This is a genomic window from Paraburkholderia strydomiana (genome assembly GCF_031456815.1).
GTDB classification, from domain to species: domain Bacteria; phylum Pseudomonadota; class Gammaproteobacteria; order Burkholderiales; family Burkholderiaceae; genus Paraburkholderia; species Paraburkholderia caledonica.
In genome coordinates, this window is record NZ_JAVDVL010000020.1 from 73762 (window position 1) to 97285 (window position 23524).

The 23524-nt window shown below is 59.3% G+C and carries 19 protein-coding genes and 2 pseudogenes; 9 read left to right on the forward strand and 12 right to left on the reverse strand.

Annotated features, from left to right (window positions below; all coding sequences use genetic code 11):
- Window positions 1–29 precede the first annotated feature (29 nt).
- Entirely contained in the window at window positions 30–722 is a 693-nt protein-coding gene (locus J2W46_RS32230) for an alpha/beta hydrolase family protein (RefSeq protein ID WP_310359671.1), read from the reverse strand.
- A gap of 563 nt (window positions 723–1285) precedes the next feature.
- Here J2W46_RS32230 and J2W46_RS32235 point away from each other — a divergent pair.
- Window positions 1286–1711, forward strand: a complete 426-nt coding sequence (locus J2W46_RS32235) for a response regulator transcription factor (protein ID WP_310359674.1) — start codon at window positions 1286–1288, stop codon at window positions 1709–1711.
- A gap of 151 nt (window positions 1712–1862) precedes the next feature.
- Here J2W46_RS32235 and J2W46_RS32240 read toward each other — a convergent pair whose 3' ends face one another.
- Window positions 1863–2051, reverse strand: a complete 189-nt coding sequence (locus J2W46_RS32240) for a hypothetical protein (RefSeq protein WP_310359677.1) — start codon at window positions 2049–2051, stop codon at window positions 1863–1865.
- Between the two features lie 491 nt (window positions 2052–2542).
- On the opposite strand from J2W46_RS32240, the gene J2W46_RS32245 reads away from it, so the two are divergent.
- On the forward strand, window positions 2543–2911 hold the full coding sequence (locus J2W46_RS32245) for a hypothetical protein (RefSeq protein ID WP_310359680.1): 369 nt from the start codon (window positions 2543–2545) through the stop codon (window positions 2909–2911).
- Between the two features lie 577 nt (window positions 2912–3488).
- Here the strand turns inward: J2W46_RS32245 and J2W46_RS32250 are convergent.
- Window positions 3489–5288, reverse strand: a complete 1800-nt coding sequence (locus tag J2W46_RS32250; RefSeq protein WP_310359683.1) for a hypothetical protein — start codon at window positions 5286–5288, stop codon at window positions 3489–3491.
- A 1205-nt stretch (window positions 5289–6493) separates the two neighbouring features.
- Here J2W46_RS32250 and J2W46_RS34485 point away from each other — a divergent pair.
- Window positions 6494–6598: a TraB/GumN family protein gene (locus tag J2W46_RS34485; protein WP_374726902.1), complete on the forward strand. Its 105-nt coding sequence runs from the start codon at window positions 6494–6496 to the stop codon at window positions 6596–6598.
- 253 nt (window positions 6599–6851) lie between these two features.
- On the opposite strand, the gene J2W46_RS32255 is transcribed toward J2W46_RS34485, so the two are convergent.
- Entirely contained in the window at window positions 6852–7583 is a 732-nt protein-coding gene (locus J2W46_RS32255; protein WP_310359686.1) for an RES domain-containing protein, read from the reverse strand.
- Window positions 7580–8260, reverse strand: coding sequence for a hypothetical protein (locus J2W46_RS32260; protein ID WP_310359689.1), 681 nt, complete (start codon window positions 8258–8260; stop codon window positions 7580–7582). Before J2W46_RS32260 ends, J2W46_RS32255 begins: the two co-directional genes overlap by 4 nt.
- Before the next feature lie 609 nt (window positions 8261–8869).
- On the opposite strand from J2W46_RS32260, the gene J2W46_RS32265 reads away from it, so the two are divergent.
- Window positions 8870–9163 (forward strand): hypothetical protein, encoded by a 294-nt coding sequence (locus J2W46_RS32265; protein WP_310359692.1) that lies wholly within the window; start codon window positions 8870–8872, stop codon window positions 9161–9163.
- A 689-nt stretch (window positions 9164–9852) separates the two neighbouring features.
- On the opposite strand, the gene J2W46_RS32270 is transcribed toward J2W46_RS32265, so the two are convergent.
- Window positions 9853–10086 (reverse strand): hypothetical protein, encoded by a 234-nt coding sequence (locus J2W46_RS32270; protein WP_310359695.1) that lies wholly within the window; start codon window positions 10084–10086, stop codon window positions 9853–9855.
- 667 nt (window positions 10087–10753) lie between these two features.
- Here J2W46_RS32270 and J2W46_RS32275 point away from each other — a divergent pair.
- Window positions 10754–12106 carry a dicarboxylate/amino acid:cation symporter gene (locus J2W46_RS32275; protein ID WP_310359698.1) on the forward strand — a complete coding sequence of 451 codons (1353 nt, stop codon included), beginning with the start codon at window positions 10754–10756 and terminating at the stop codon, window positions 12104–12106.
- Here J2W46_RS32275 and J2W46_RS34490 read toward each other — a convergent pair.
- From J2W46_RS34490 to J2W46_RS34500, 3 genes are all read right to left on the reverse strand, one after another.
- Window positions 12075–12557, reverse strand: coding sequence for a universal stress protein (locus J2W46_RS34490; RefSeq protein ID WP_374726908.1), 483 nt, complete (start codon window positions 12555–12557; stop codon window positions 12075–12077). The two genes, J2W46_RS32275 and J2W46_RS34490, sit on opposite strands and share 32 nt — an antisense overlap.
- Before the next feature lie 106 nt (window positions 12558–12663).
- On the reverse strand, window positions 12664–12966 hold the full coding sequence (locus tag J2W46_RS34495; RefSeq protein ID WP_374726903.1) for a hypothetical protein: 303 nt from the start codon (window positions 12964–12966) through the stop codon (window positions 12664–12666).
- Window positions 12967–12982: 16 nt separating this feature from the next.
- Window positions 12983–13351 carry an alpha/beta fold hydrolase gene (locus J2W46_RS34500; RefSeq protein ID WP_374726904.1) on the reverse strand — a complete coding sequence of 123 codons (369 nt, stop codon included), beginning with the start codon at window positions 13349–13351 and terminating at the stop codon, window positions 12983–12985.
- 1405 nt (window positions 13352–14756) lie between these two features.
- Here J2W46_RS34500 and J2W46_RS32285 point away from each other — a divergent pair.
- Window positions 14757–16571: an L-lactate permease gene (locus J2W46_RS32285; protein WP_310359704.1), complete on the forward strand. Its 1815-nt coding sequence runs from the start codon at window positions 14757–14759 to the stop codon at window positions 16569–16571.
- Between the two features lie 534 nt (window positions 16572–17105).
- Here J2W46_RS32285 and J2W46_RS32290 read toward each other — a convergent pair.
- Window positions 17106–18214, reverse strand: a pseudogene (locus J2W46_RS32290) (IS110 family RNA-guided transposase).
- 405 nt (window positions 18215–18619) lie between these two features.
- Complete coding sequence (locus tag J2W46_RS32295) at window positions 18620–18901, reverse strand: YbdD/YjiX family protein (protein ID WP_310359707.1); 282 nt, start codon at window positions 18899–18901, stop codon at window positions 18620–18622.
- Window positions 18902–19097: 196 nt separating this feature from the next.
- Between J2W46_RS32295 and J2W46_RS32300 the strand changes: the two genes are divergently transcribed.
- The 3 genes and pseudogenes from J2W46_RS32300 to J2W46_RS32310 all read left to right on the forward strand — a co-directional run bounded on the left by J2W46_RS32300 (window position 19098) and on the right by J2W46_RS32310 (window position 21453).
- Complete coding sequence (locus J2W46_RS32300; protein ID WP_310359710.1) at window positions 19098–20756, forward strand: methyl-accepting chemotaxis protein; 1659 nt, start codon at window positions 19098–19100, stop codon at window positions 20754–20756.
- A 103-nt stretch (window positions 20757–20859) separates the two neighbouring features.
- Window positions 20860–21264 (forward strand): annotated as a pseudogene (locus J2W46_RS32305) (hypothetical protein).
- 21 nt (window positions 21265–21285) lie between these two features.
- Complete coding sequence (locus J2W46_RS32310; protein ID WP_310359713.1) at window positions 21286–21453, forward strand: hypothetical protein; 168 nt, start codon at window positions 21286–21288, stop codon at window positions 21451–21453.
- A gap of 585 nt (window positions 21454–22038) precedes the next feature.
- Here the strand turns inward: J2W46_RS32310 and J2W46_RS32315 are convergent.
- Window positions 22039–23169 carry a sensor histidine kinase gene (locus J2W46_RS32315; RefSeq protein WP_310359714.1) on the reverse strand — a complete coding sequence of 377 codons (1131 nt, stop codon included), beginning with the start codon at window positions 23167–23169 and terminating at the stop codon, window positions 22039–22041.
- Window positions 23170–23524 lie beyond the last annotated feature (355 nt).

Sequence of the window (23524 nt, forward strand, 5' to 3'; positions counted from 1 at the left end):
GACTTAGCTACAAGCATTCCTGCGCTTGCTCAGGTAGCGCGCACGAACTCTCCTTCGGCGAAGAACCACGCCGACATCGTCCGTGCCAGCTCGAGCACGACCTCCGCGTCGGTCCGGCCGGAGGACGCGCGCACGTGGAACGAATGATCTGCGTCGTCTACCACATGCAGCGTGGCGCGTGGCCCGAGCGTCTCGACGACCGACCTCAGCAGGTGAAGCTCGGCCAACTTGTCACGCGTGCCCTGCAGGAAGAGAGTCGGCACCGTGACGTCCGCCAGGTGCTGTGCCCGCTCCACGCCGGGCGCGCCCGCCGGGTGCAGCGGGAACGCGACGAAAGCGAGGCCACGCACGCCGTCGAGCGGGGAGATGGCTTGGGCCTGGGACGTCATGCGGCCGCCGAACGACCTGCCGCCCGCAAAGAGCGGCAGGGCTGGCAGTCGCCGGCGGGCCTCTGCGACGGCTGCCTTCACGGCAGCATGTGCCACGGCCGGCGAGTCCACCCGCTTGGAGCCCCGCTCCATGTACGGAAACTGGAAGCGCAATGTGGCGACATTGGCCGCCGCAAGCGCGTCGGCCAATGACGACATGCCGGTGTGCTGCATGCCCGCCCCGGCACCGTGCGCGAAGACATACAGGGCTCGCGCGTCCTCCGGCACTCGGAGGAGCGCAGAGACCTTAGTGCCGTCGGGCAGTGCCAGGCAAAGCGATTCCGGGTCGTCCATCGTATTCGGGTCGTGTCATCGTGGCCTTTGCGCTCATTCTGCATCAATGAGGCATCGGGGAGCGTTTGTAGCGGCCTCGGCAAGGCGTTGCGCAGGTGGAGTTTGCCGGCCGATCCATGGAGCGCGCGCCCATCGTGAACGGCGCCGCAGTTGCGATGTGTGGGTTGACGACCGCAAGCCAGACCTGCGGGCCGCAACGTGATCCGCGCTTTGAGACATCTGCGTATTAGCACGCCTGCATCATTGTCAGCGAGCTGTTCCGACACTGCAATCAGCGTCAAAGGAAGTTTTCGAAGGGCAGCTCATTTATCTGGCTCTCTGGAAGAGCATGTCCGGCTGCAAAGGGTTCGGGGTCCGGCCATTTACCGCCATTCGGCCAACGCCTGTGACTGTCCGCGGACTTGCCGGAAACGGCCAGTGGCGCGTTCTAATGCTCGTCCCAGACGACGGAAAAAGCCGATCGCCGTGCGGCCTGGTCCGTTAGCCAAAGTCCTATAGCGCATCAACGTATCCCCGGTTACGCTGTAGTCACAACCCAGTCACGAGGCGCTTGACGACTTTCAATGATTAACCTCACTCAAATTGTTGCGGTCGTCGATGATGACGAATCCATTCGGCGGGCCATCAAGCGTTTGTTGCGCTCCTCCGGCCTAGAGGCGGAGACTTTTGCCAGTGGCGAAGCACTCCTGAACACGCTGTCGTCGGCGACCTCGGCCGTATTTTCCTGCGTGATCGCCGACATCCAGATGCCAGGGATCGACGGGCTCGAGCTGCAGCGTCGCATGGTCCAGCGCGGCGTGCCGGTTATCTTCGTTACCGGGAACGAAGATGCCGCCGTCCGCGAGAAGGCTCTCGCGCAAGGTGCCGCAGGCTACCTGAAAAAACCAGTGGACGGAACCATATTGGTCAGGGCGGTGGAAGTAGCGTCAGCGTCACGGGGACACCCGAATGGTTCGCCCCTTAGCTGCTTGACGCTCTCTCAAAGCTGAACCGGCCCTCCTTAGGACAAGCGGACCGGTACATATTTTTAGCCTGAGAAGGGCTGGGAGTCGCGCATGATCCTCTGCCCCGGGCAGTGACATGCTTAACGTCGGACTGCCGGCCAGGGACGACGCATGATTGACGGCAGTATCGCGCCGTCTAAAAGCCGAGCCCCACGCCGACGCCTCCGAAACCGCTCCCACCGAAACTGCCTGCCCCAATCCCAATTCCGAAACTGGGGCGCGGCGCATAATAGCCGGGCGGGTCGCCGTAGCCGTAGGGCGGCTGGGCAGCGACGCAACCCTCAATACCGAACGCTAAAGCCAGGATGCCAAGTAGCTTGATCATGATGCGCTCCCTTCCATTGGCAGGACAGGGATATCTCGAGCAAGATCTGGTCCCTCGCCGGCCGTCCTCGAGGCAGCGAGATTCCGCGCGTGCAACCCCTGCATGCGTCGCCCTAATAGGCGTCCGACCAAACGTCCAAGTGGGATTTTTTCATCGAGCCATCGAGCCAACTTGTTGCGACAATGATTGCACCGCCGTCCGAGAGATCGAGATGCCAGGAAGTCGACGTATGCCGACGTTGCCGCCAGAGTTAGGGATTGCAAGGCATACTTGACTGACCAGAAAATTTCAATGCATCGAGACAGCGCGCTCAATATTCTGTTTCGCGATGCCGAATCGTTGGCGCGGGATTGGGCGGCCGGCGCCGCGTCGGGTGATATTCGTAGGCTGGTGAACACTGCGCACGCAAATCGCATCGTTGAGGCAATTTTGTTGTTACGGGACGAGTGTCGGGAATTCACGAAGCGCTCCGTCGCATCGCAGGCAACAACGTGGATCTCTCAAAGCGGCCTCCATCGCAAGGCAAGGACGCCCTGTGGGAATTGAACCTGCTTGCCTTATTTCGACGTTTGGGCGTGCAGGCAAAACTGTTGGACCCCCCTGACATCGTTGCCAACTTTGGCTTCGGAGAGTACCCGATCGCCTGCAAGAAAATCTATTCAGAGAAAGGCGTTGAAGCGCAAATGCGCAAGGGCGCTAAGCAACTCGCGCCCTATCAAGGTGGCGGGTTGGTCGCTCTCAACATTGACGATTTGATTCCGGAAGACGTCTTGCTCAAAACTGAGAGCGCGGCGACAGCTGGCGGCTATCTGGATCGACTAAATATGAGTTTCATTGAGCGCCATCAAATGGTTTTATAGCGCTCGTCATAGAGGGCAAGTGCGACGGCGTGCTCGTCTCGACTACGAGTTTGTCCGATATAGTGAACGGTAGCCAAACGCGATTCAACACCTTCACGCAGTCTACGTTGTGGACGGTGAATGAAGCTGATCCGAGGGCCATAGCACGGATCCACGCAGTGCGCGAGGTCGTCGCGGCCCATCCAGGACTGTGAGCAAAGGTCGACCTTCGGGAAGTCTCGACGGCGATCTCGATGCTCGGTGTCGTCGCGGCGCACCGCACGGCGCATTTGTGACTCACGCCCCTCGCCATTTTCCTACGGGACTGGTGGGACATGCGGACATGCCGGAGCTTGGCGCTTTGCAAACATTGGGAGCTCTGCCGTAGCAGTCTCATCGGGTCGGAGGGCCGATGTAGGCCGATGTAGGCCGATGAGAGATCGTCGCTGCATCTAACAGCAGAGTCGGAAGACGCCTAATAAACCACACGAGTGCGATTAGAGCCTACCGCCGTGTCGAGTTCAACGGCGAAATCAGGCAACATGCGGTCTGTGCAATCCGGATTAAGTTTCAGCATCATCGAGGTCCATGCCTATTTTTATCCGACGTCGGCCGCGATGTCGCTCGTGCCGCATTTCAGTGGCGATCTTGGCGTATGCTCGCCTGTCGGAGCGTGGACATGGATCAGATGCCACAGGAGGCGGCCCATCGGAAGCCGGTAAATATCGCTATGCGCGCCGCCACCCGAGCCCGGAGTATTGAATTCCGTGATGCCTGCCGATGTGTCGATGTACATGACTTTATTTTCGGCAAGTTTCGCTTCCTCGTCCTCCGATATCGTGCAGTCGGTAATCCCACCAGGACACAGGCGTGACGGACGGTACAGCTTGCTCTTATGTTCGGGTTCGTTCGAGGCATCGGATCCGCTGATATCGCGCGCTGTCCAGCAAGAGAATACGTTCGCGTACTCGGTGTTCGATCCGTCACACGCTTTGCGATAGGAATGGATGGATCCCGCTGCTGGATACCATGAAGGCCACGCTGTGGCCTGATCCTTGTCCGAAGCGGTAAGCACGACGCGTGTACCGGTGAGGTTGGCGAAGTTCCGATACGGCGCACCTTCCTCGCTCGTGGACGGGACGAACCGGTTGATGCTCACGGCTCCCTGGAGTCCCACCGCGAGATCGACGACGGAAGCAGGTGGCTTCCCATTCTCAGTTGAGTCTTGTTCGAGAACCGGCGAACTGAACAATGCCCGAGTTGCGGCACGTGCCCCGAAGCTATGCCCGATCAGCACCGTCCGTAAAGTTATCTTGCCGTTCGCACCGGCAGTGCTCTTCAGAACACAGGGCAAGGTCCTGTACAGCAGAACATTGAGCCACGATAGACCGAGCTCGTCGGCATCGTCTGCCTTGTTCGGATAACTGAAAAAGTTCGCTACACCGCTCGTCCAGAAAGATGGCCACGTGACACCGACGACCAACGGACGAAAGGGTGACGAAACGGGTTTACGGGAAATGTCTTTTTTCCCGGTATCTCCTTTCTTCCCGTCTTTGATCAGTTTCTCCTCGTAGGCCGCATCGACGATGTTTCCCGCAATGTCGTTAAAGTTTCGGATCGCCTCGTCTTGCGAGGTATTCCAGCCCATCACGATCACTAGGATATGAGTGTAGCCATTGGCTTTGACGTCCCGTGTGAGTTGCGTTTCCAGCGGTTTCAGTGCATTAAGCCCATCTGCGTAGAGTGTGCCGATCTCGCGCGCCGGGAAACTGACGGGCAACGAACCCGGGGAGGTCTCTTCGTCGACGCAGTCTTTCCAATTGAATTGTCGAAGATAATCGACGTCGGTCAGCCCATCCTTCGCGACACCTCTCGCTTTATATGCGTTGTAGATGAAGCACTGGTAGACCATCTGATTGGCGCGGCCTTCTTCCGGTGTGTCAATCCCGTACCGTACTATATGCGAGATGAACAGCGCCTTACGGTCACGCGTCTGGAAATGTTTGATGAGTGTCGGCGTGTTGTCGATGAGAAACGTCTTTGTCTCGTGCTGAATGTACGTTGCATCGGCATAAACCAAAGGGTGATCTCCTTTCGGGTCTTCCACCGTATTCGGCTTTACCTTGGGACCCCCTATGATGTCTTGGGGACTCTTTTCAATGGCGACTAGGTAACCGGGGTAGTGCAGCGCCTCACCCTTGGGAAAGTACAGCACCGAATGAAATTGGCGCTCGTTCGGCCCGGCGATTTCGAGGTTTTTTTCGGCCTGTTCCATTGATGTCGGGGTATGACACCCGGCCAGCATCAACGCTGCTGCGATCGCCGTGGTTGTTGCAATGGATACGGCTTTAGACAAGGCTTCTTCGGTGGCGCGCTTTTTACCGAGGAAGTAGTTCATTGTCGTCTCCCAACGCTCTTTGGAATGAATATCATGACGGACTGGCGGATAGCTCCCCGCGCAGAAGCACCATGACCCGCTCCGGAACTACGCAGGTGGAGTTGATAGCTACGTCTTCGGCCGCATCGTATTCATAATTGAGAGCTGCATGACGGACGCGGTTTGGTTCCTGAGTCGTCGTCTTCGTAGAGCGCGGCATTACTGCCGACTGCCTCGGCGATCCCGACCACGCGCGGGCGGATTAACGCGGTCATCTTTGAAGCGCAGCACGATCGCTGCCCTCTAGTTCTTACTTCACCGCGTACATGCCGCTCCGATGCGACTCGAGACATCCAAGCGCCGCTTTTACTGGCGCCTCGTTCATAGTCAGGTAAGCCTCGCCGTGAGTACGGTATAGACTCTGATACCGAGAAATGCGAATGCTTAACTGTTCCCGTATCCCGCAGGAGACTTTCCTTCAACAAGCGAGTTGGGATGGCCGCCTTAGAAAGAGATGTCCTCGACGAAAAAATGACTTTTGGACGCTGTGAATTTTTTTCGGAACCGGACGGGCGAAGACGCGCGAGCGAACGCGTGCGCCCTCGGACGAAGTGGAATTGGTCTGAGCGCAACGAACGCTTAAGCTCACTTGTCGCTGAACTCAGGCAGGCCATGATTACAGCAGCTGCTTACAAATGCGCGGGGCGTTTCTGCCTGGCTGCAAAAACTTGAGGAGCTTGTGGACGAGTTCGAGGATTGACCGTAGGTCGAAGGCGTCTTGGCAGTCGCGGAATCGATGGCCTGTGTACTTCGAGACCGGTCACTGGAACCGCTAGGGCATCAACGACGGTTGAGGGTCGTACTGGGCCTTTCGAGCCGCTCCACACCGGCCATTCAAAGTCGCGAGCCGCAGCAGATGTAGGCGAAACACGACTGGCGTGATAACTCCTCTGATGGCTACAGCGGCGTTTTCAGCCCAAACCGGCTTCAGGCGATTCGCGCCGTCGCTTTGCTGACCTCTCCGCCGCTGCAAGCGATTACTTCCTGCCAGATCAATGGCATGGCGCGCAACCTGGTCTTCGCGACGCGGATTGACGAATTTAATGCGGACACACGCGAATTGACGCCTTTATTGCGATTCAACCGGATATAAAAGTGTCAACCCGCGCGCGCCATGCCGCGTCAGTGCTAGACCGGGGCGTTGACGTTTTTATTACGGCCTACGTTTGGGCCAGATTCTTAACGACGGCGATGCTGTCGTGGTCGTCGGCGCAATGCATTTTCCCGGTCCTTCCGGGCTTATTTCTCTACTGCGCCAAAAGGCGCTATAGGGTAACTGCGGTCGATTTTCCGGCGGCGAGCGCCGGCGGACCGGAATGAGCGTCCCGGATTCGCGCACGAGCCCCGAGGGTGTGCACTTCCGCCCATACTTCGATGGGCCATCGCGTCGTTTTCCATAGGCCGCGTTGATTCTGCCACCGTCGCGACAGCACAAGCGTTACTGCGCGGGAGGGCGCGCCCTCCCGTGGTGCGACTTTCTCCCAGCGTCGGGTCTACTGCGGCCGACACCGGCCCCGACCATCATCAACCTGCAGACGCGTCAGCCGCCGGCGGCGCCACCCGGAGCCGGTCGTCTAGCAGTCGCTCAAAATGCGGGTGTTTAGCGAACGGCGTCTCGGATCGTGCCACGCCGTCCCTCAATCCCGGCAAGACGCGAGAGGAGATAGCTACCGCGGTGTGGCCCCGGTGTCGTCGCGACGGATACACGAACCCATCTGGGCGAATCGCGCCGTCGACAGACTGCATCGCGACATCCATGTGGTACCCAAACCACTGGCACCAGTCATAGTCAGGGCTCGAAAGGTTGTCGTAAATGCCCAGACGACTCGCGACGGAGCCATTGAGATTCCAGAACCGGAGCGGCCGCGGAAAGCGCAGTTCAGCGATGATGCCGTGCTGTACCGCGAACGGGTCCATGTAGAACGTCCCCGGCCGTGTCACGTCATTTTTGCAGAACTGCGCCTCCCAGATCGCCGTTTCGGCCACGTGCGCAGCGTACAACCACCAGAACGGCATTTCGTTGCCACCAGAAAACAGTTCAGGGGGCGGTCCGAAGCGGTACGCTCGCGCCACGCTCTTCGGCAGGACACTCTCAGGCAGGTACGCAGCGCGGTATAGCTGCGCCTCACCGCCGACCGCGGAAGGCTCGTTGGTGAGGCACTCCTTCAGTTGCACCGGCGACGGCAAGTGCTCGCGCAGGTACGACGGTGGTTCGACGGTTAATTTTCTGTTGTCGCTCATTAGATAGCCGTTCAAGCGGCCATGCTTGCTCCCGGCCCGTTGATCAACGCAAGGACCTTGCGCAGACGCTCGTTTGCGGGCAGTTGCAGGAGTCTTTGCTGACTCGGATGCAGGGACGCGCGTGTCTCGAACGGGGCACCAGCCAGTAGCTCTGCCGGCGCCAGTTCGTTCAGCGCGTCCTGCGCCGTAACCAGGAAAGCATGGACCTCAGTTCTCAACGCCCCCCGAAGGGCGAGAAGCACAGGCGGCAACAGTTCGGGCACCGGTCCAGCGAATTGCCACGCGGGAAATTCACGACCGTTACTCTGGCCTGACGGCACGACGCAGTAGAACTTGTTCGCTTCGACATAGCGATACAGGCTCGCGAGCGACATGCGCACCTTGCGCTGCTCGATCACCTCCGAAGGCTTCAGGTTGACAACAGGCAACGAGGAGCGGGCCTCAGATTCGTCAGCGTCACCGGACGCCAGAATCGTCGCGAAGCGCTCTTCCAGGACATGTCGCAGCAAGTCACGGATCGAACTGTCCGCAAGCTCCGGGACTTTCACCCGCAACGTCCCTTCGATATCGGAAGCAAACGACTCGGCGACATCCCGAACCAGCTGACGCGCATCGCCCGCGTAATTGCCGGTAAGCGCAGCACGGATCTTGAGAGCCGACGCTTCGTTTCGTTCTTTCGTTAGCTGTGTCATGAAAGCCTCCTTCAGGCAACGTGCGGGGGGGCGCCCAACGGGGTGAGCCGCTTCGCGATTGCTTTCGCACTACCAGTCCTCGACTCGCCACTAACCGCGGGCGTGGATCTAAGCCCCAAAAGCGCTCGCCCGCGAAGTTCGCCGAGCCACCGTCTGAGGACAGCCGCGCGCAACAGCGATGAGTTACGGCCCCAAGCCGTCCAGGCTTTACTGCCGGGAAGTCCGTCGCGTCCGGCAATTTTTTCGAGGTACCGGTGTAGATGAGCTTCCAGTATCCGCCTGTACACGGTGTCCCCGGACAACTTTCCAACCAGAAGCAGCTTGTTCACCGAGGCGCCTTGCGCTGGCGCAGCGCCCAGCTTGCGAAACGCGCGGGCTTCGGACGGAGTCACCGCGGTAATCTCATCATCCCAATTCAGCATTAGAGCCTTTCCACACAGTCCATCCGACCAGCATACACCACATTTTCTCATTTTTCGCAATTTTCTTATCTGTCGCAAGTTGCCTCGCAATCCCTACGCTCAACGTCTTGACTCCGGCCGCCTTGTAAGTCTCCATGAACCTGTATATATATACAGTATCGGCTCATATGCAGTTCTGGAGAGCGTCATGGAACACCTGGTGCGCGTACAGAATGAACGGGACCGCCGTACACTCGCGTGGCTGCGGGGATACGTCGGCGACGCGGCGATCGAGGCGGCAGCGCAGCGGTATGCCGGTCCGGCGAAGCCGTATCTATCAACGGTGTGCCGCCTGCTTGGGGTGACGGCGCCGCAGTTCGACCGGCCGCGCCCACGGGTAGCGAGCGCGACGGCCGAGCAGTCACTGGCCACGATCCGGCAGATCCTGGCCGCACGACGCGGTCGGCGGCCGCCAAAATCCGAGGCGCTGCAGCGCCCGTGAGAAACCTTGGCCGTCGGCAGCACAGTGACTATCATGTAGAGGTGGTGGGTGCTAACGGCAGGCAACCACACACGGAGCGGACACGGGGCTGGCGGGCAAACTGGCCGCCCGCCGCTGCTCCGCCACGACCGGTCCGCGGCATGCGGGCCGTTTTTTTCGGCCACTCCAATCCTGATAATTCGTATTATCAGGATTGCGTTTAATGCCTTAAAATGGGGGTAGGGCGCTTTGTCCCTCGGCCAGCCGGCCCGCTCCCGACTCTAACCAGCTAGAAAAAGGAGACTGGATGATCCAGCCTGCTGTTGATGTCCGCCAGTTGCTGAGCGCTACTGCCTCGAGTTTGCGGGCGACCTTTCAGGAAAGTGCTGCGAGCGCGCGTCCCGACCACAAAGGCGGCCCACGTGAAGCGCGTGTGCGACAGTTCCTGCGCGAGCGACTGCCTTCCAAATGGGGGGTGACGCGGGGGCACGTCGCTTGACGAGATCCGTATCCTGGCAGTGCAATGCATGACTGAGGGAGAACATCGGAGGATGTTCCAGCCTCATCTGGAATGCGGCGTTTCTGACAAGATCTCTGCTCAGGTGCGCGGTCACGGCCGTGGCCTGCCTGTGCCGCTCTCCATGAACTGCGTACTCAGGTCACCGTAAGCAACACGCCGGACACTCCTGTTCGCGCAGAGTGCGCGGCCATCAGCTCTTGTCCGGTGTTTTCAGTTCGTTCAACAGCCGCTCACAACCACCCTGATCCGGCACCATGCAGCCGAGCACATGTTCACTGTTTGGCATCAGCATCTCGCTGCCCGTCTGAATCGCCGACGTCACTTCGGGATTCTTCTGCCATATGAGGAATCCGAAACATGCAAGTGCCAGCAGCACGACGAGCGAGAACGCGGCCCTCTCCAGCTTCCAATAGATTTTCCGCATGGCTACACCTTCAGCATGGCACAGGGACTGTAAGAGGCACTCGGGGACGCATGAGTAACGGCCGAGGTGCTGACGCCGATCCGAAGCCCGCCATCTGCTCACTGGGCAATCGAGCCCCCATCTATGCCAACGAATTTCGTCCGATTCCGTCACGTTGGCAGTGCGGGAGTCCTCTCGCTCCCTGTGCCGGTCTATTCCACGCGCACCTAACCCCCGGGCGGAATAATATTGACACCGCCAAAAATTACATGTTGCTTACAGTATAGGCGCTGCCTTCATTTGTGAAATATTTTGCTCGCAGTCTTATCAGACCTCCCCGACCCACATAACCGTCCGATTTGAGGGTGCAGCGGTCTTTACAATCATCCGGGACCAAATGCGGCGCCAAACCCAGCAAAAGCCACTGTTACAAGCGGTCTGCTGCAATGCACACTCGGGTTTGCCCGGTTGTCGTCGATGGTTGCGAAGCATAGCCTTTGTAATGGTTTGGTAAGAATTTATTCGCCGGTCGCGGTAAGCCAGCCGCTCGCGCGATCTGTGCAACCTGCACAGGCACGCGACTGCGCCTACCGTGTTCGACCGGATGCTTGCCCGCCGCAATATGGGTCACGTTTGCGTGTCAAACGACGCTCTGAATGACGACTGAAGTGATTGCTTTGGATCTCAAATGGCATCGCACAAACCGCTTTACAGATCACTTTATTTTCAGGTAATCGTCGCGATTGCCGCCGGTATGGCGTTGGGATTTTTCGCCCCGCACACTGGTGAGGCGATGAAGCCGCTCGGCGACGCCTTCATCAAACTGATCAAGATGATCATCGCCCCGATCATCTTCTGCACCGTGGTAGTCGGCATAGCCGGCATGGAAGACATGAAGAAGGTGGGCAAAACCGGGGGATTGGCGTTGCTCTATTTTGAGATCGTTAGCGCTCTCGCGCTGGTGGTCGGACTGGTGATCGTCAACGTGGTGCAACCCGGCGCCGGCATGAACGTGGACCCGAAGACGCTGGACGCGAAGGCGGTGGCTACGGTCGTCAGCGGGCGGAAGATGGAGGGTACTACCGAATTCCTGATGAACATTATCCCCTCGACCATGGTCGACGCGTTCGCCAAGGGCGAGATACTTCAGGTTCTGTTGTTCGCGCTCATGTTCGGCTTTGCGTTGCACTCGTTCGGCGGTAGAGGCACATTGATATTCGACTTTGTCGAGAAGATCTCCCACGTGTTCTTCCGCATCGTCGGCATCATCATGAAAGTGGCGCCGATCGGCGCCTTTGGCGCGATGGCCTTTACCATCGGCAAATACGGCATCGGCAGCATGCTCTCTCTTGGGATGCTGATGCTCACGTTTTATGCGACCTGCCTTTTCTTCATCTTCGTCGTGCTCGGGCTGATTGCCCGGTTCCATGGTTTCAGCGTGTGGAAGTTGATCCGGTACCTCAAGGAAGAACTGTTTATCGTTCTTGGAACCTCCTCATCGGAAGCAGCACTGCCTCGCGTAATGGTGAAGCTGGAGAACCTTGGCGCCAGGAAATCAGTGGTTGGACTAGTCATTCCAACGGGATACTCTTTCAATCTCGATGGCACTTCGATCTACCTCACACTGGCTGCGATCTTTATCGCTCAGGCGACGAATACGCCGCTGGACCTCACGCATCAGCTTACATTGCTAGCCGTATTGCTGTTGACCTCTAAAGGCGCTGCTGGTGTTACGGGCAGCGGGTTCATCGTGCTTGCGGCAACGCTGTCTGCGGTCGGACATGTGCCAGTTGCAGGTCTTGCGCTTATCCTTGGTATCGACCGCTTCATGTCTGAAGCGCGCGCGTTGACGAATTTCATCGGCAATGCGGTGGCTACATTGGTGGTCGCGAGGTGGACCAATGAACTAGATGAACGCAGAATGCGCCGGGTCCTGGATAACGAGACTCCGGAGGAGGCCGACGAGCCGGAAAAGGTATTTGACCGTACGGATGAGAGGATGCCTATCGCTACGGCGGGACCGCGATTACCTCATACCTAAGAAGCATATGGACCCCTAGTCCCGGAATGCTGTGCGCTGTTCTCGCCACCCCAGTTGCAGCACCGGGGGTTTTATCCCGTTCTGGCTTTGTAGCGATTCGTAAGTAGCGAACGATAAGAGTCGGTATGCCGCAGCGCGCCAATATGCCCGCTGCCGCGGACCCAAGAAGGAGATTGGCAGTCGCCGAGTGGCCATGTGATCCCATCATAATGAGGTCCGGTTGCTGCGCCGTGGCGAATGCGGCCACGCACTCTGCAGCATGCCCGATGACATGGTGCGTCGTCAGTGAGAGTGAATGTCGGCTTGCGAAACTCGCGCAGGGGTTCCAGCACCTTTTCCGGTTCCTCCCGATAATACGCTTCGAGTGCCCCTTCTTGGCCGGGATTAGGCCGCAGCCACCTTCTGTTTTGGTGCCGTTTGGTCGTCTTGGACTCTTGAACTTGGCAACCAGATGGCTGCAACCAACTGCGACTGGCGCCGCGTCACCCGAATTTGAACCGTGTCGCTATTTTAAGACGACATAACGGCGCGCGTCCCGCGTGTTGTGCCGGAACCATCTATTTGACGGTTTTGAGAAACGCATCAACGCCACGGTTGAACGAGTCGGGATCTGACCAATGAGACATATGTAGCTTTATCACGAATTCGGACGAGAGGTGCGCATTTTCCTTCAACCAGGCGGCAGCCTTAGGGGCTTCTATCTCGTTGACAACGTTCAACACAGGAACCTTGCCGTCCAAGAATCCGCGAAAGAATGCGTAGGGATCAGCGCTGAGTGTTTCTGCAACTCCATGCATCTCGGCCAAGCCATCGTTCGACAAAGCAAATAAGCCGCCCCATTCACCCGCGGACGGATTCAAAGGCTCTGGCGCTTGGTCAATGCAGATGAACGCCTTGAGGGTCGCCGTTCCGCGAGCGCGGATATGAATAAGCGTCCAGGCACCCCCACGACCATGCCACCAGAATGACGTCTTTGAGTCCGAGCTTATCGACAAAGCCTGCGAGGTCACGACCATGTTGAGCGTGATCATTGTGATCGAGCGTGTGGGTTGACAAACCCTGGCTGCGCGGGTCATATGCCACAACCCTGTAGCGTTTCTCGACGTGCGGAGCCCTCCGTTGAAAGAGAGGTCCTGATGCGGATTGGCTTGATGGCCGCAGTGATTGCTTACGATCTACCCGGCCACCTTGAGTGGCCGTACCTGCCCGAACTTGGAAATCCGCAAACCGGCACAGTGCCGCCATCCAAGGTGGACCGTTGAACTGGCGCGCCCAACGCACCCCGTCTCGCGAAGCCGCGATGCTTCCTCACTGCAGTCGATATCGCCGGCTTGCGCGTTGTCTGTCGTCACACTTAAGCGCCTTTTACAGAAAGGTAACAGTCACCACGCGCGAAAATGACAACATTACAATATCCTTTCCATACTCTACGACCGGAGGGCGTTCAATGGTTCTATTTCACCGTGGCGCAGCGATTCAGGCGTCGACCATAAGGCGCGGAAACACGTTCGTAGCCCGCGCCTGTATTTTGAAGGAAGACGGCGAATCCACCTCATTGGGTGATCTTGGGCAGTTCGCAAGCCAAAACTGTGCATACGAGTTCGCTGTGCGCTGTGCGAGTGCTTTTGTGGATGGTGTACCGATGCCGCGCTCCCCGTTCGGTAGATCACCGACCTTGGGCGACCCAGCAAATAGCTAGCGACACGCTGCCGCATGCGGCAGACGTCCCTGCGGCCGGGAACGACTGCCTCGTCAGCAAAGAGGGCAAACCAGAAGCATCCCAACCTGAGGAAGCGTACTGTACCAACCACTGTTAAGCCGTTTTCAGTACACCCGCAAACATGGCAAGCGACGCACAACGACGTAACGGCGAACATCGTACGAAAGGCTTCCGGTGTTTGCGCGCATGCAGCATGGGTGCAATTCGAAGCCGGATTCAAGGGTTGAGCGTTTATGCCCCCCACTCGTTGCCAACATACCTGATGCCGCCGTACGACAGGCACGGACGCGTGTCCAGAAGGACATCGAGGATCTGGCCGGCATCGTCGAGTAAAGGCAACAACAAGTGCGAGCGTGGTCGGGGTGGAAGACCGTTACCGACGGTGAACCAAAATCCGCGCCCAGGGCAATGTATCCTCCTGCCGGTGGACTAGCGGTAGTGGCGGGGCAGCTAACCTGCGCTGCCGCCCGCCCTCGGTACCGATCCTACTGCGACTTCTGGTTGCGACCCGTTGCCGCCAATCGCTCCTGAAACGCCAACATCGGCTTCGCCGTTGACACGGGCCGTTGACGGCGTCGGGACCGCCAAAGGGACGCTGGCAACGCTTTCAAGCAGTTCGTCTGCAGTCCATACGGCTTCTAAACCGGGGAGGCACTCATTGGGGCGTCTTTGTGTCGCGGTCCGACGTCAGGGGCTTGTGCCATTGATTTCTTGCGCATCGGTATCCGAAATCCTGTACATGTGCATCATAAGCACACGTCGTGGCAGCCGCGAAACTTGAAATCGACGATTGCGCCCGCTATACCTCCAGATATCAGTCGTAAATCTGTAAGGAATTAGTGTTCCTCTCGCGCTCTCGAAGTCACAGTCGCTGTGAAACCTCGAATGGACAGGAGCAGGGCGCGAATCCTCAGATAAAAAAGGAAAACCATGTTCCAGCAGACCTATGACCCGTTGGGCAATCCATTCCTTTCCACGGTCATTGCCGCGATCCCGATTCTGACGCTACTCTATTTCATTGCTTTGCACCGCCACCGCGATGCGCAGGGCAATGTGCATTTGGGTATCTCGGCACCCTACGCGGCTTTTTTCGGTGTTGTCGCCGCTTTCATTATCTCGTGTCTCGTTTTCAGGATGCCAGTGGTGACGGCGGCCTCGGCCTTTGCGCTCGGCTCCCTTTCTGGATTTCTGGGAATCATCTGGATCGTCCTGGCCGCAATGTTTCTGTACACGATGAGCGTCGTGACCGGCAAGTTCGAGATCGTCAAGGAGTCGATCGTCCACATTTCATTCGACCGGCGGCTGCAGTGCGTCTTGATCGCGTTCTCGTTCGGCGCAATCATCGAAGGCACATCGGGATTCGGGACTCCGGTCGCGATCGCTGGGGCTGTGATGGTGGGCCTCGGCTTCAAGCCATTTCAGTCCGCCGTGCTGAACCTGCTCGCCAATACCGCGCCCGTCGCCTGGGGCGCGATCGGCACGCCGATCGTTACGCTGGCGGCCGTGAGCGAACTCGATCAGGTCACGCTTTCCGCGATGGCGGGACATCAGTTACCGTTCGTATCGGTTCTCGTGCCCTTCTGGCTGGTCGCGACGTTCGTGAAGATGGAAGGCGGGTCATGGAAGGAAGTCTTCGAAGTCTGGCCGGCGATGCTGTGCGCGGGTGGATCGTTTGCGCTCATGCAGTTTTACGCTTCCGGGAGCAGCGCGCTCCACCTGATGACCGACGTGGTATCCGGCGTCTTTTCGGTAATCTGCACGGCGCTGTTCCTGCGCTTTATCTGGCACCCGAAGACACGCTTCCTGCTCCGCTCCGAACGTGAGGCACTCGCGCGAGCGGGCAGGAGCACAGCAATAGGAACGACAGAAAGCACGGAGTGGAAGTACAGGTACTCAGCCGCCCAAACCGCCTATGCTTGGATGCCGTGGGTGATTCTGATCGCCTGTTGTGCACTGTGGGGCGTACCGGAGTTCAAGAAGTTCCTCAACAACCTGTTTGCCGAAGTCACATTTTCCACGACGCTGCTCGGCTCGCCGCTCAAGGGTTCGCTGTCGCTGCCTGTCTGGGACATGCCCGCGCTGCATAACCTCGTGCAACGGATGCCGCCCGTCGTACCCGTCAACGCCAAACCGGAGGCGGCCCGATTCACGATCAACTGGTTGTCCGCGGCGGGCACAGGCGTTTTTGTCGCAGCAGTGCTTTCCGGTCTCGTACTCAGGCTAAACGCAACGCAATGGAAGGACGCCTTCATGGAGACCATGCGCAGGATGAAGATCCCGGTGCTGGTGATTGCCCAAGTGCTGGGCCTGGGATTCTTGACGCGCTACTCTGGCACCGATGCAGTCCTCGGTCTTGCATTCACGGGTGCCGGGGTTCTCTATCCGTTCTTCGCGGCGTACCTGGGCTGGCTCGGTGTATTCCTAACGGGCTCCGACACGGCGTCAAACGCCCTCTTCGGCAGCTTGCAGCGCATCACGGCGGAGCAACTCAACCTTAACCCCATCCTGATCGTAGCGACAAACTCGACGGGCGGCGTAATGGGCAAGATGATCGACGCTCAATCCATCATGGTCGCGTGCGCCGCCTGCTACGACGATCCGAAGGAGCGGTCATTTGCGCTTGGACCGATTTTCCGCACTGTGTTCTTTCATTCGATCGGTGGCGCGGCGGTGATCGGTGTGATTGCCATGTTGCAGGCGTATGTCTTCCCGGGAATGATTCCTCTACCACCCGCCGGCAAATGAATGGCCAGAGCCAAGTGTGCGATCGTCTTCATTCTGGAACGATCGCCAGGAGGCGGGCATGGTCGATCCGGCGCTCCGGGAAGTGCCCGAACGGCAGCTTCGGGCGACGCTCCGGCCGTTAGCGCTACTCCGTTGAACGGCGCATTGCGGCCGATACTGTTTGCAAGGACTTCCCCTAAGAGTCAAGGTCGCGGTTCGATTTTTTTCCGCGCCCTCGCGGGTATTGGCGGGCACTTGCAGGTGGCCCTGTTGGTCTGGCCATAGCATTTTTCCTCAAGTCAGCTGCCGCTGTCGTGTCGAAGCAATACCAGGAACAGACTGCGTCTTTGCAAACGGCCTTTTTGCCGAGACGTATCGGGAGGGCCACGATATGACCCGCACAGGAGAACCCTTTTTGAAAACCGGCGAACAGGCGCGCGGTGATAAGCCGCGTGCGATGATGACTCGCCAACAGATCGTCGGGTTCTTCCCCGGTTCGGTCCGACCTCATCTTGCTATTGCGTCGAGCAGTAGTTGAGTCCCAGGCTAACCGGGTCATGCTGTAGCGGGTGGTAACGGCGGATGTACCGGATGGCGTTGCCACGCATCGGCATCGTAACGTTCGTTTTTTGCGAGCATCGCCCACAACATCCGGTATGCTTGTTGGCAATCGCAATCGCAATCGCAATCGCAATCGCAATCGCAATCGCAATCGCAATCAGTGTCTTGTGATAACCCCTGCGTTCGTGGAGCTGTCTGATCCACCGTTGTAGCCGGCTTGCGTGCATGGGGTCCGCACGCAACGCCGACTGCAACGCGATTCGGGCGCCCTGAAGAAGCAGCGTGCGCAGATAGACGTTGCCGCGCAAGCTGATATGTCCAAGCCACGTCCTGCCGCCTGAGCTGTGCTGTTGTGGCGTCAGGCCTAGCCAGGCACCTACCTGTCGGCCGTTCCTGAAGACCTTCGCATCGGGCACCGTAGCGGCCACGGCACTCGAGGTCAACGGACCGACGCCGAACAGTTCGCTGGCGCGTCTTGCGACGTCATTGAATCTGGCGTGCGCGGCGATCTGCTGGTCACAGCCGGCGAGCCGCAGGTTCAACGCGACCAGTTGTTCACGCACTTCGAGCAACATGGCACGCACCGGGTCAGGCAGTCCGGCATCTTCGATCAGTATGGGCAACGCGCTGAGCAAGCGGTCTCCCGAACACGCAATCACCACCCCGAATTCGGCCAGCAGTCCGCGCGTGCGGTTCAGCAGTGCAGTCCGTTCCTGCCATCCTTGACGGACGCTATGCCACGCCAGAATGGCCTGCTGCTCGACAGATTTGATCGCCACAAAGCGCATCGTTTGCTGGCGGGCCGCAACAGCGATCGCCTCGGCATCGGCTGCATCGTTCTTGCCTCCCGGCCTGAACGGCTTGACGAACTCGGCGGGAATGAGCCGGGCGGCATGACCGCACGCGGCAAACCAGCGAGCCCAGTGGTGAGAAGAACCGCAGGCTTCCATTGCGACGCGGCAGGGGGACAACTGTTCGGCCCATCGCATGAACGGTTCGCGTCGCAGTACGCGCCGCTGCAACTCGGTACCGCTAGTATCAAGCACGCAGACCGCGAAGATGTCCTTTGCCAGGTCGATGCCGACGGTAGTGAGCTGGTCCATGGCTTCCCCCGTTCTGTTCCGATTGATGGATGGCACCTCAATCATGGCACTTGATGCCTGCGACTTCAGCGTCGCACCGGGACGGAGAAGTCCCTCGCATTTGAAAAAGTCGGTGACTGCCTATCTCACAGGTTTTCATGGGTCGTTCTTCTCTTAACTGAGGAATGCGAGCGGTGTGCGGGTCGATCAGAGCTCGAATTTCTTGCCTGCGGTGCAAAAACTGCGCAACTCGAGTTTTCAATAGTATCGGCCGGACAGCGCCGTTGGCGATCGGCGATCCGACCAAGCCCCTGCAAAAGCCGATAAGAGGATGCGCCGACCGAAACAATTCGGTCCGGCAGTGTCCGGCGATCAAACTTGTGCTGCTTCTGCCGAAAGACACGATTATGGAGGTCACGAGCGGCGCTAACAGCACCTCGGCCCATTGCGACAGTATTTCCGATCGATGGACCAGATGAAGAACTCACGTCGCGACAGCGGCGGATCGCACGGGTGTCGCGAGGCCATGTGCTCAATATAGCGTTCATAGTCCGGGATGCCGAACATCTGCGCGCAGGCTCCGCGTATGGTGCGGACAAGCTCCGACAGCCGTGTCCCGGGCGAAGAAGAACGGCTGCAAGGTGAGATTGCGGCTCGCAAGGAGCAGATGCAGATCCCCAGGCCCCTCACGCTCGCCGATATCGACATCGTTCCGTTTGACGTGCTCCATTCGGACGCGCGGGGACTTTTGCCGTGGGCGCGGGCTCCCTCTCAAGGTTTCAGACATTTTGCCGTCATATCGTCCGAGAAACGACGGAACGGCAAAAGCCGCGGGTCAGCCGCAACGAAGTGAACTGGGTATAGACGGCCAGGTTTTCTCGCGACAGGGCAAGGAATTAGACACATGAAGATTTCAAATTTAAGAATCGGCGTTCGGTTGGGCTCCGCCTTTGCGTTGATGGTCGCGCTGCTCCTTGCCACGGCCGCCGCCGGTGTTGAGCACTTGGACTCCACAAATGCGAAGACGGATGCGATCGTGACCAATCGCTACGCGCTTATCGCGCTCAGCAATCAGATCAAGAGCAATGGCTACAGGGCGAACGGCATTCTAAGCAATCTCCTGCTGACCATGTCACCCGACAAGGCCAGGCAGTATATGGACGACTACGCGGCCATCCGCAAAGCCAATGCGCAAGCCTACGCCGAACTGGACAAACGTCTGAAGAGCGATGAAACCAAGGCGCTACTGAAGCAGCAGTTGGATGCACGCTCGGCCTACGGGGTGAGCGTGAAAGCTTTCTTCGATCTGGTGAGCAAGAACCAGCAGCAGGAGGCGCGCGACGTCTATCAGGGCGACATGGCGCGGCTTCAGGACGCGTACTACCTGCTTGTCGACAAAATGGTCGACGTGCAGGCGGAGCGGATGGCGCACGACGTGACCGATGCGATTTCCGAAGCGCATCGCGCGAAAATCCAGATGATCCTGCTCGCACTGGTCGCGACACTGATCGCAATCGCAACCGGCATCTTCATCACGCGCACCATCACGCGGCCGATCAATCGCGCGGTCAGCCTCGCGGAAGCGGTCGCGGCGGGCGACCTCACGCATCACCTGCATGTCGATACGACCGACGAAGTGGGGCGCCTGTTGACCGCGCTCGAACGCATGACCCGCAATTTGCACGGCATCGTCGCGCAAGTGCGTCAGGGCACGGACACGATCAGCCAGGCGACGCGCGAAGTGGCGAGCGGCAACATGGACCTGTCGAGCCGCACCGAGCATCAGGCGAGTTCGCTCGAAGAAACCGCGGCTGCCATGGAGCAACTTACGTCGACGGTCAAGCAGAACGCCGACAACGCCCGCGAAGCGAACCAGCTTGCGTCGAGCGCTTCGGACGTCGCAGTGAAGGGGGGCAACGCGGTGAATCAGGTCGTGAGCACGATGAGCGCGATCAACGAATCGTCGCGCAGGATCGTCGAGATCATCGGCGTGATCGACGGCATTGCATTCCAGACGAACATTCTTGCGCTCAACGCTGCGGTCGAAGCAGCGCGTGCAGGCGAGCACGGCCGCGGTTTCGCGGTGGTCGCGAGCGAAGTGCGCGGACTTGCGCAACGCAGCGCCGTCGCGGCGAAGGAAATCAAGGAACTGATCGCGGACTCGGTGAATCAGGTGGGTACCGGCGGCAAAATGGTCGAGGACGCGGGGCAGATCATCAGCGAAGTCGTCAAGAGCATTCGCCACGTGACAGAGATCGTTGCGGAGATCAGCTCCTCCAGCAAGGAACAAAGCGAAGGCATCGAGCAGATCAACCACGCGATCACGCAGATGGACAAGGTGACGCAGGAAAATGCCGCGCTCGTCGAGCAAAGCGCCGCTGCCGCGCAAGCCTTGCAGGACCAGGCGCAACAGCTCACCGATACGGTCAGCACGTTCAAGCTGAACGGCGACACGGCGAAGCAATGGCGCGCCGCGAACGAACTGCACGCGCCCCGCACGAACGGCATGAGCGACGCAGGCGCGTCAGGCGCGTGGCTCAACGCGCGCATGTCTCCGCAGTAGAAGTCGAGGCGGACAACGGACAGAGACACCAGCCGGTCGCGCGGACCGTGGTCATTCGGAACACGATAATTCTGGTCTGACGCGACCGTCGCAACAGGCGGCGATCGCGGCGCACCAGACCGGGCATCAGGGCGAGTTCGACATCATCCATTCACCGCTGACCGAGGAGGCCGTGCTGCGGTTCGAATGCGGCTGCAGCGTTCGGTCCACGTCGTATCTTGCTGTTTGGGAAGCGCGGTTCGGCGACTTCTCGAACGGCATGCAAGCGATCATCGATTAGCACATCGCGGCGGGCGAGTGCAAGTGGGGCCAAACGTCCGGTCTGACGGTGCTGCTGCCGCATGGTCATGAAGGCGTCGGTCCAAAGCATTCCAGTTCGTATCTCAGCCGCTTCCTGCAACTGTGCGCAGGCGGAACCTTGAAGGTCGTGATGCCGTCGACGTCACGCAGTGGTCCCATAGGCTGCGGGAGCAGGCGCTGGGCGCCGAGCCGGAGCCGCTTGTCGTGATGTCGCCGAAGGGGCGACTCCATGTCAATGCGTTCGCATGCGCCGCTTGGCGAGTTGATCGACGGTGCGTTTGCTCGGGTGCTGCAAGACAGTGGTGCTGCCTTGCCCGAAGACGTGACGCGCGTCGCACTGTGCAGCGGCAAGTTTTTCTGTGGCTCGCAGGCGCCGCGCGAACCTTGCGGAGTTTGAGTGGGCCCAGGAAGGGGAAAAGAAGCACGGCGCATGGTATCTCCGTGCGCGACGACTCTAGCACGCGGCTTTGCGAGACTGTCGTGTTATCGATGTGCTGTCGCGAGCGTCGGTCGAGGGCGCACTCGTCGATACGCGTGTAGCGACGAGCAGCACCGTCCTGTCACGGCCGCTTTCGCACATGCGTGAAGCAGCATGTCAAGCTATTTTATCCGGATGCGAAGCAACGAACACGTTAGTGCATCCTTGTTGCCGGGCGAGCTGCATCTGTTCGGCCGGCCATCGGCGGGCGCCTTGCTCGCGTGGCTCACCAACCGTTCCCCAGCGTGCATGCCGTTGTGAAACGTCGACGACACGTCCGTCGCGTCTGCCCTGCGCGGCCTCGAGAAGCGCCGCGGCAGGGGCCCTGCCGGATACGCTCGATGGCGCAACCCGGAGGTTCGTCGGGTGCCAGTGATCGCCGCGGCTCCCTTGACGGGAAACTCCCGCCGGCCGAGCCGTTGCCGCCCCCGAGTAGCCGGTCAGCGCGGAAATGCCCAATTGGCACTACAGTCGAAAGTACTAGTGCTGGTGTGGTGGATCTTCTCAGACGTCGGTAGCTCCGCGAGGTAGTCGAACGGTAAAAACCGTTTCCGAATCGTCAGATCGTGCGGCCACATCGCCGCCGTGAGCATGGGCAATTTCTCTTGCAATGTAGAGCCCCAGACCGAGGCTATCCTCTGAGCCCGGCCGCGTTCCAGCGCCTGGACCGCGCTCAAGAGGTTCAAACACGCGACATAGGAAGGACGGCGGTATGGCCGGTCCGTGGTTCCTGACGGCGATGGATATCTCGCGATCGCCTCCAGTGACCGTCACCTGCACGGCCCCCGCTGGCTCCCCGTACTTGATCGCGTTTCCCACGAGGTTGCCAAGCATCTGCTGGATCCGCCGGCCGTCGCACAGTGCCCCAGTGTCCCCATTCACATTGAGTTCCACCCTCTGTGTCCCGTGCGCCACGCGCACCTGCTCCAGTTCATCGGCAACGAGAGCGGCGACATCGACGGGCGCCGGCGCGACCCTGATGCCCAGACCAAGCTTCGTTCGACTGAAGTCCAGCATGTCGTCGAGTAGCCCCTGCATGCGCGCACCGCTCCTGATCAGCCGGGCTGCAGCCGCAGACACCTGCTTGCCATCGTCGAGCTTTGCAAGGTGTTGCGCGGTCATCTGGATGGTCTGGAGGGGACTGCGCATGTCATGTGCGAGCATACCCAGGAGGAGGTTGCGTGACCGGTCCACCTGGCTGCTGAAGAAACTTACCGATTGTGTCAGCGCCTGATCAATCGCTTCGTTAAAGCGAACGATGTCGTCCGTTCCCGGCGGCTCAGCCCCGCCTTCATCGAGCCAGAGTCGAAGTACAACGGCGCGCAACGCACGGTATTCCGCGCACAGCTGGTTGATATCAAAACCGCGCCGCGCGCGCAGCACCGCATGGGTTTGCGCAGCCGTCTCGGGCGCCTGGTCAGACATCCGCGTCAGACCTCTCGACTGGTCGAGTTGCGCCTGTCTCGTCTGTGATGCCGAGAGGTCTCTCGCGATCGCCTCGAGTATCTGCTGGGCATGGTCGCGCAACTCAAGGGGCGACATTCCGTGCGCTGCAGGCAGCAACGTTGCGGCAAAGGACTCCCATTCGGCAAGAATCGCTTCCATGTTGGCCGGGATAAACAGCGACAGTTGCATGGCTTTCCTGAGGGTATAGTCCCGACCGCGGGCCAACTAACGATGCGTCAGCTTCGTAGGAATGAAACACAGCCTGAGAGGGTGGCTGTTTTCAATATAGACCCGCTCAGGCGCAATCCTTTCAATAACCTTCTTTTTTTCCTCGCGCGCGAGGGAGCAAGAGCCCACACAATTCCAGACAGATGAATGATATTGACCCGCAACCGGCAGGATTCAGCGCTGTCTGGCTCCAGCTATGGGCTGAATCCACCGACGACTATTCCATCTTCGCGCTCTCGCCCGATGGCATTGTCCTGACGTGGAACCCCGGCGGCGAACGCATCCAGGGTTACCGGTCCGAGGAAATTATAGGGCA

Bases quoted from the DNA above. Each gene is read 5' to 3' on its own strand.
- J2W46_RS32285 (WP_310359704.1), top strand. From the start codon at position 14,757: ATGTTCCAGCAGACCTATGACCCGTTGGGCAATCCATTCCTTTCCACG.
- J2W46_RS32260 (WP_310359689.1), bottom strand. From the start codon at position 8,260: ATGACACAGCTAACGAAAGAACGAAACGAAGCGTCGGCTCTCAAGATC.
- J2W46_RS34500 (WP_374726904.1), bottom strand. From the start codon at position 13,351: ATGGCGGCACTGTGCCGGTTTGCGGATTTCCAAGTTCGGGCAGGTACG.
- J2W46_RS32230 (WP_310359671.1), bottom strand. From the start codon at position 722: ATGGACGACCCGGAATCGCTTTGCCTGGCACTGCCCGACGGCACTAAG.
- J2W46_RS32295 (WP_310359707.1), bottom strand. From the start codon at position 18,901: ATGTCGATATCGGCGAGCGTGAGGGGCCTGGGGATCTGCATCTGCTCC.
- J2W46_RS32270 (WP_310359695.1), bottom strand. From the start codon at position 10,086: ATGCGGAAAATCTATTGGAAGCTGGAGAGGGCCGCGTTCTCGCTCGTC.
- J2W46_RS32265 (WP_310359692.1), top strand. From the start codon at position 8,870: ATGGAACACCTGGTGCGCGTACAGAATGAACGGGACCGCCGTACACTC.
- J2W46_RS32235 (WP_310359674.1), top strand. From the start codon at position 1,286: ATGATTAACCTCACTCAAATTGTTGCGGTCGTCGATGATGACGAATCC.
- J2W46_RS32240 (WP_310359677.1), bottom strand. From the start codon at position 2,051: ATGATCAAGCTACTTGGCATCCTGGCTTTAGCGTTCGGTATTGAGGGT.
- J2W46_RS32300 (WP_310359710.1), top strand. From the start codon at position 19,098: ATGAAGATTTCAAATTTAAGAATCGGCGTTCGGTTGGGCTCCGCCTTT.
- J2W46_RS32250 (WP_310359683.1), bottom strand. From the start codon at position 5,288: ATGAACTACTTCCTCGGTAAAAAGCGCGCCACCGAAGAAGCCTTGTCT.
- J2W46_RS32315 (WP_310359714.1), bottom strand. From the start codon at position 23,169: ATGCAACTGTCGCTGTTTATCCCGGCCAACATGGAAGCGATTCTTGCC.
- J2W46_RS32310 (WP_310359713.1), top strand. From the start codon at position 21,286: ATGTCAATGCGTTCGCATGCGCCGCTTGGCGAGTTGATCGACGGTGCG.
- J2W46_RS32275 (WP_310359698.1), top strand. From the start codon at position 10,754: ATGGCATCGCACAAACCGCTTTACAGATCACTTTATTTTCAGGTAATC.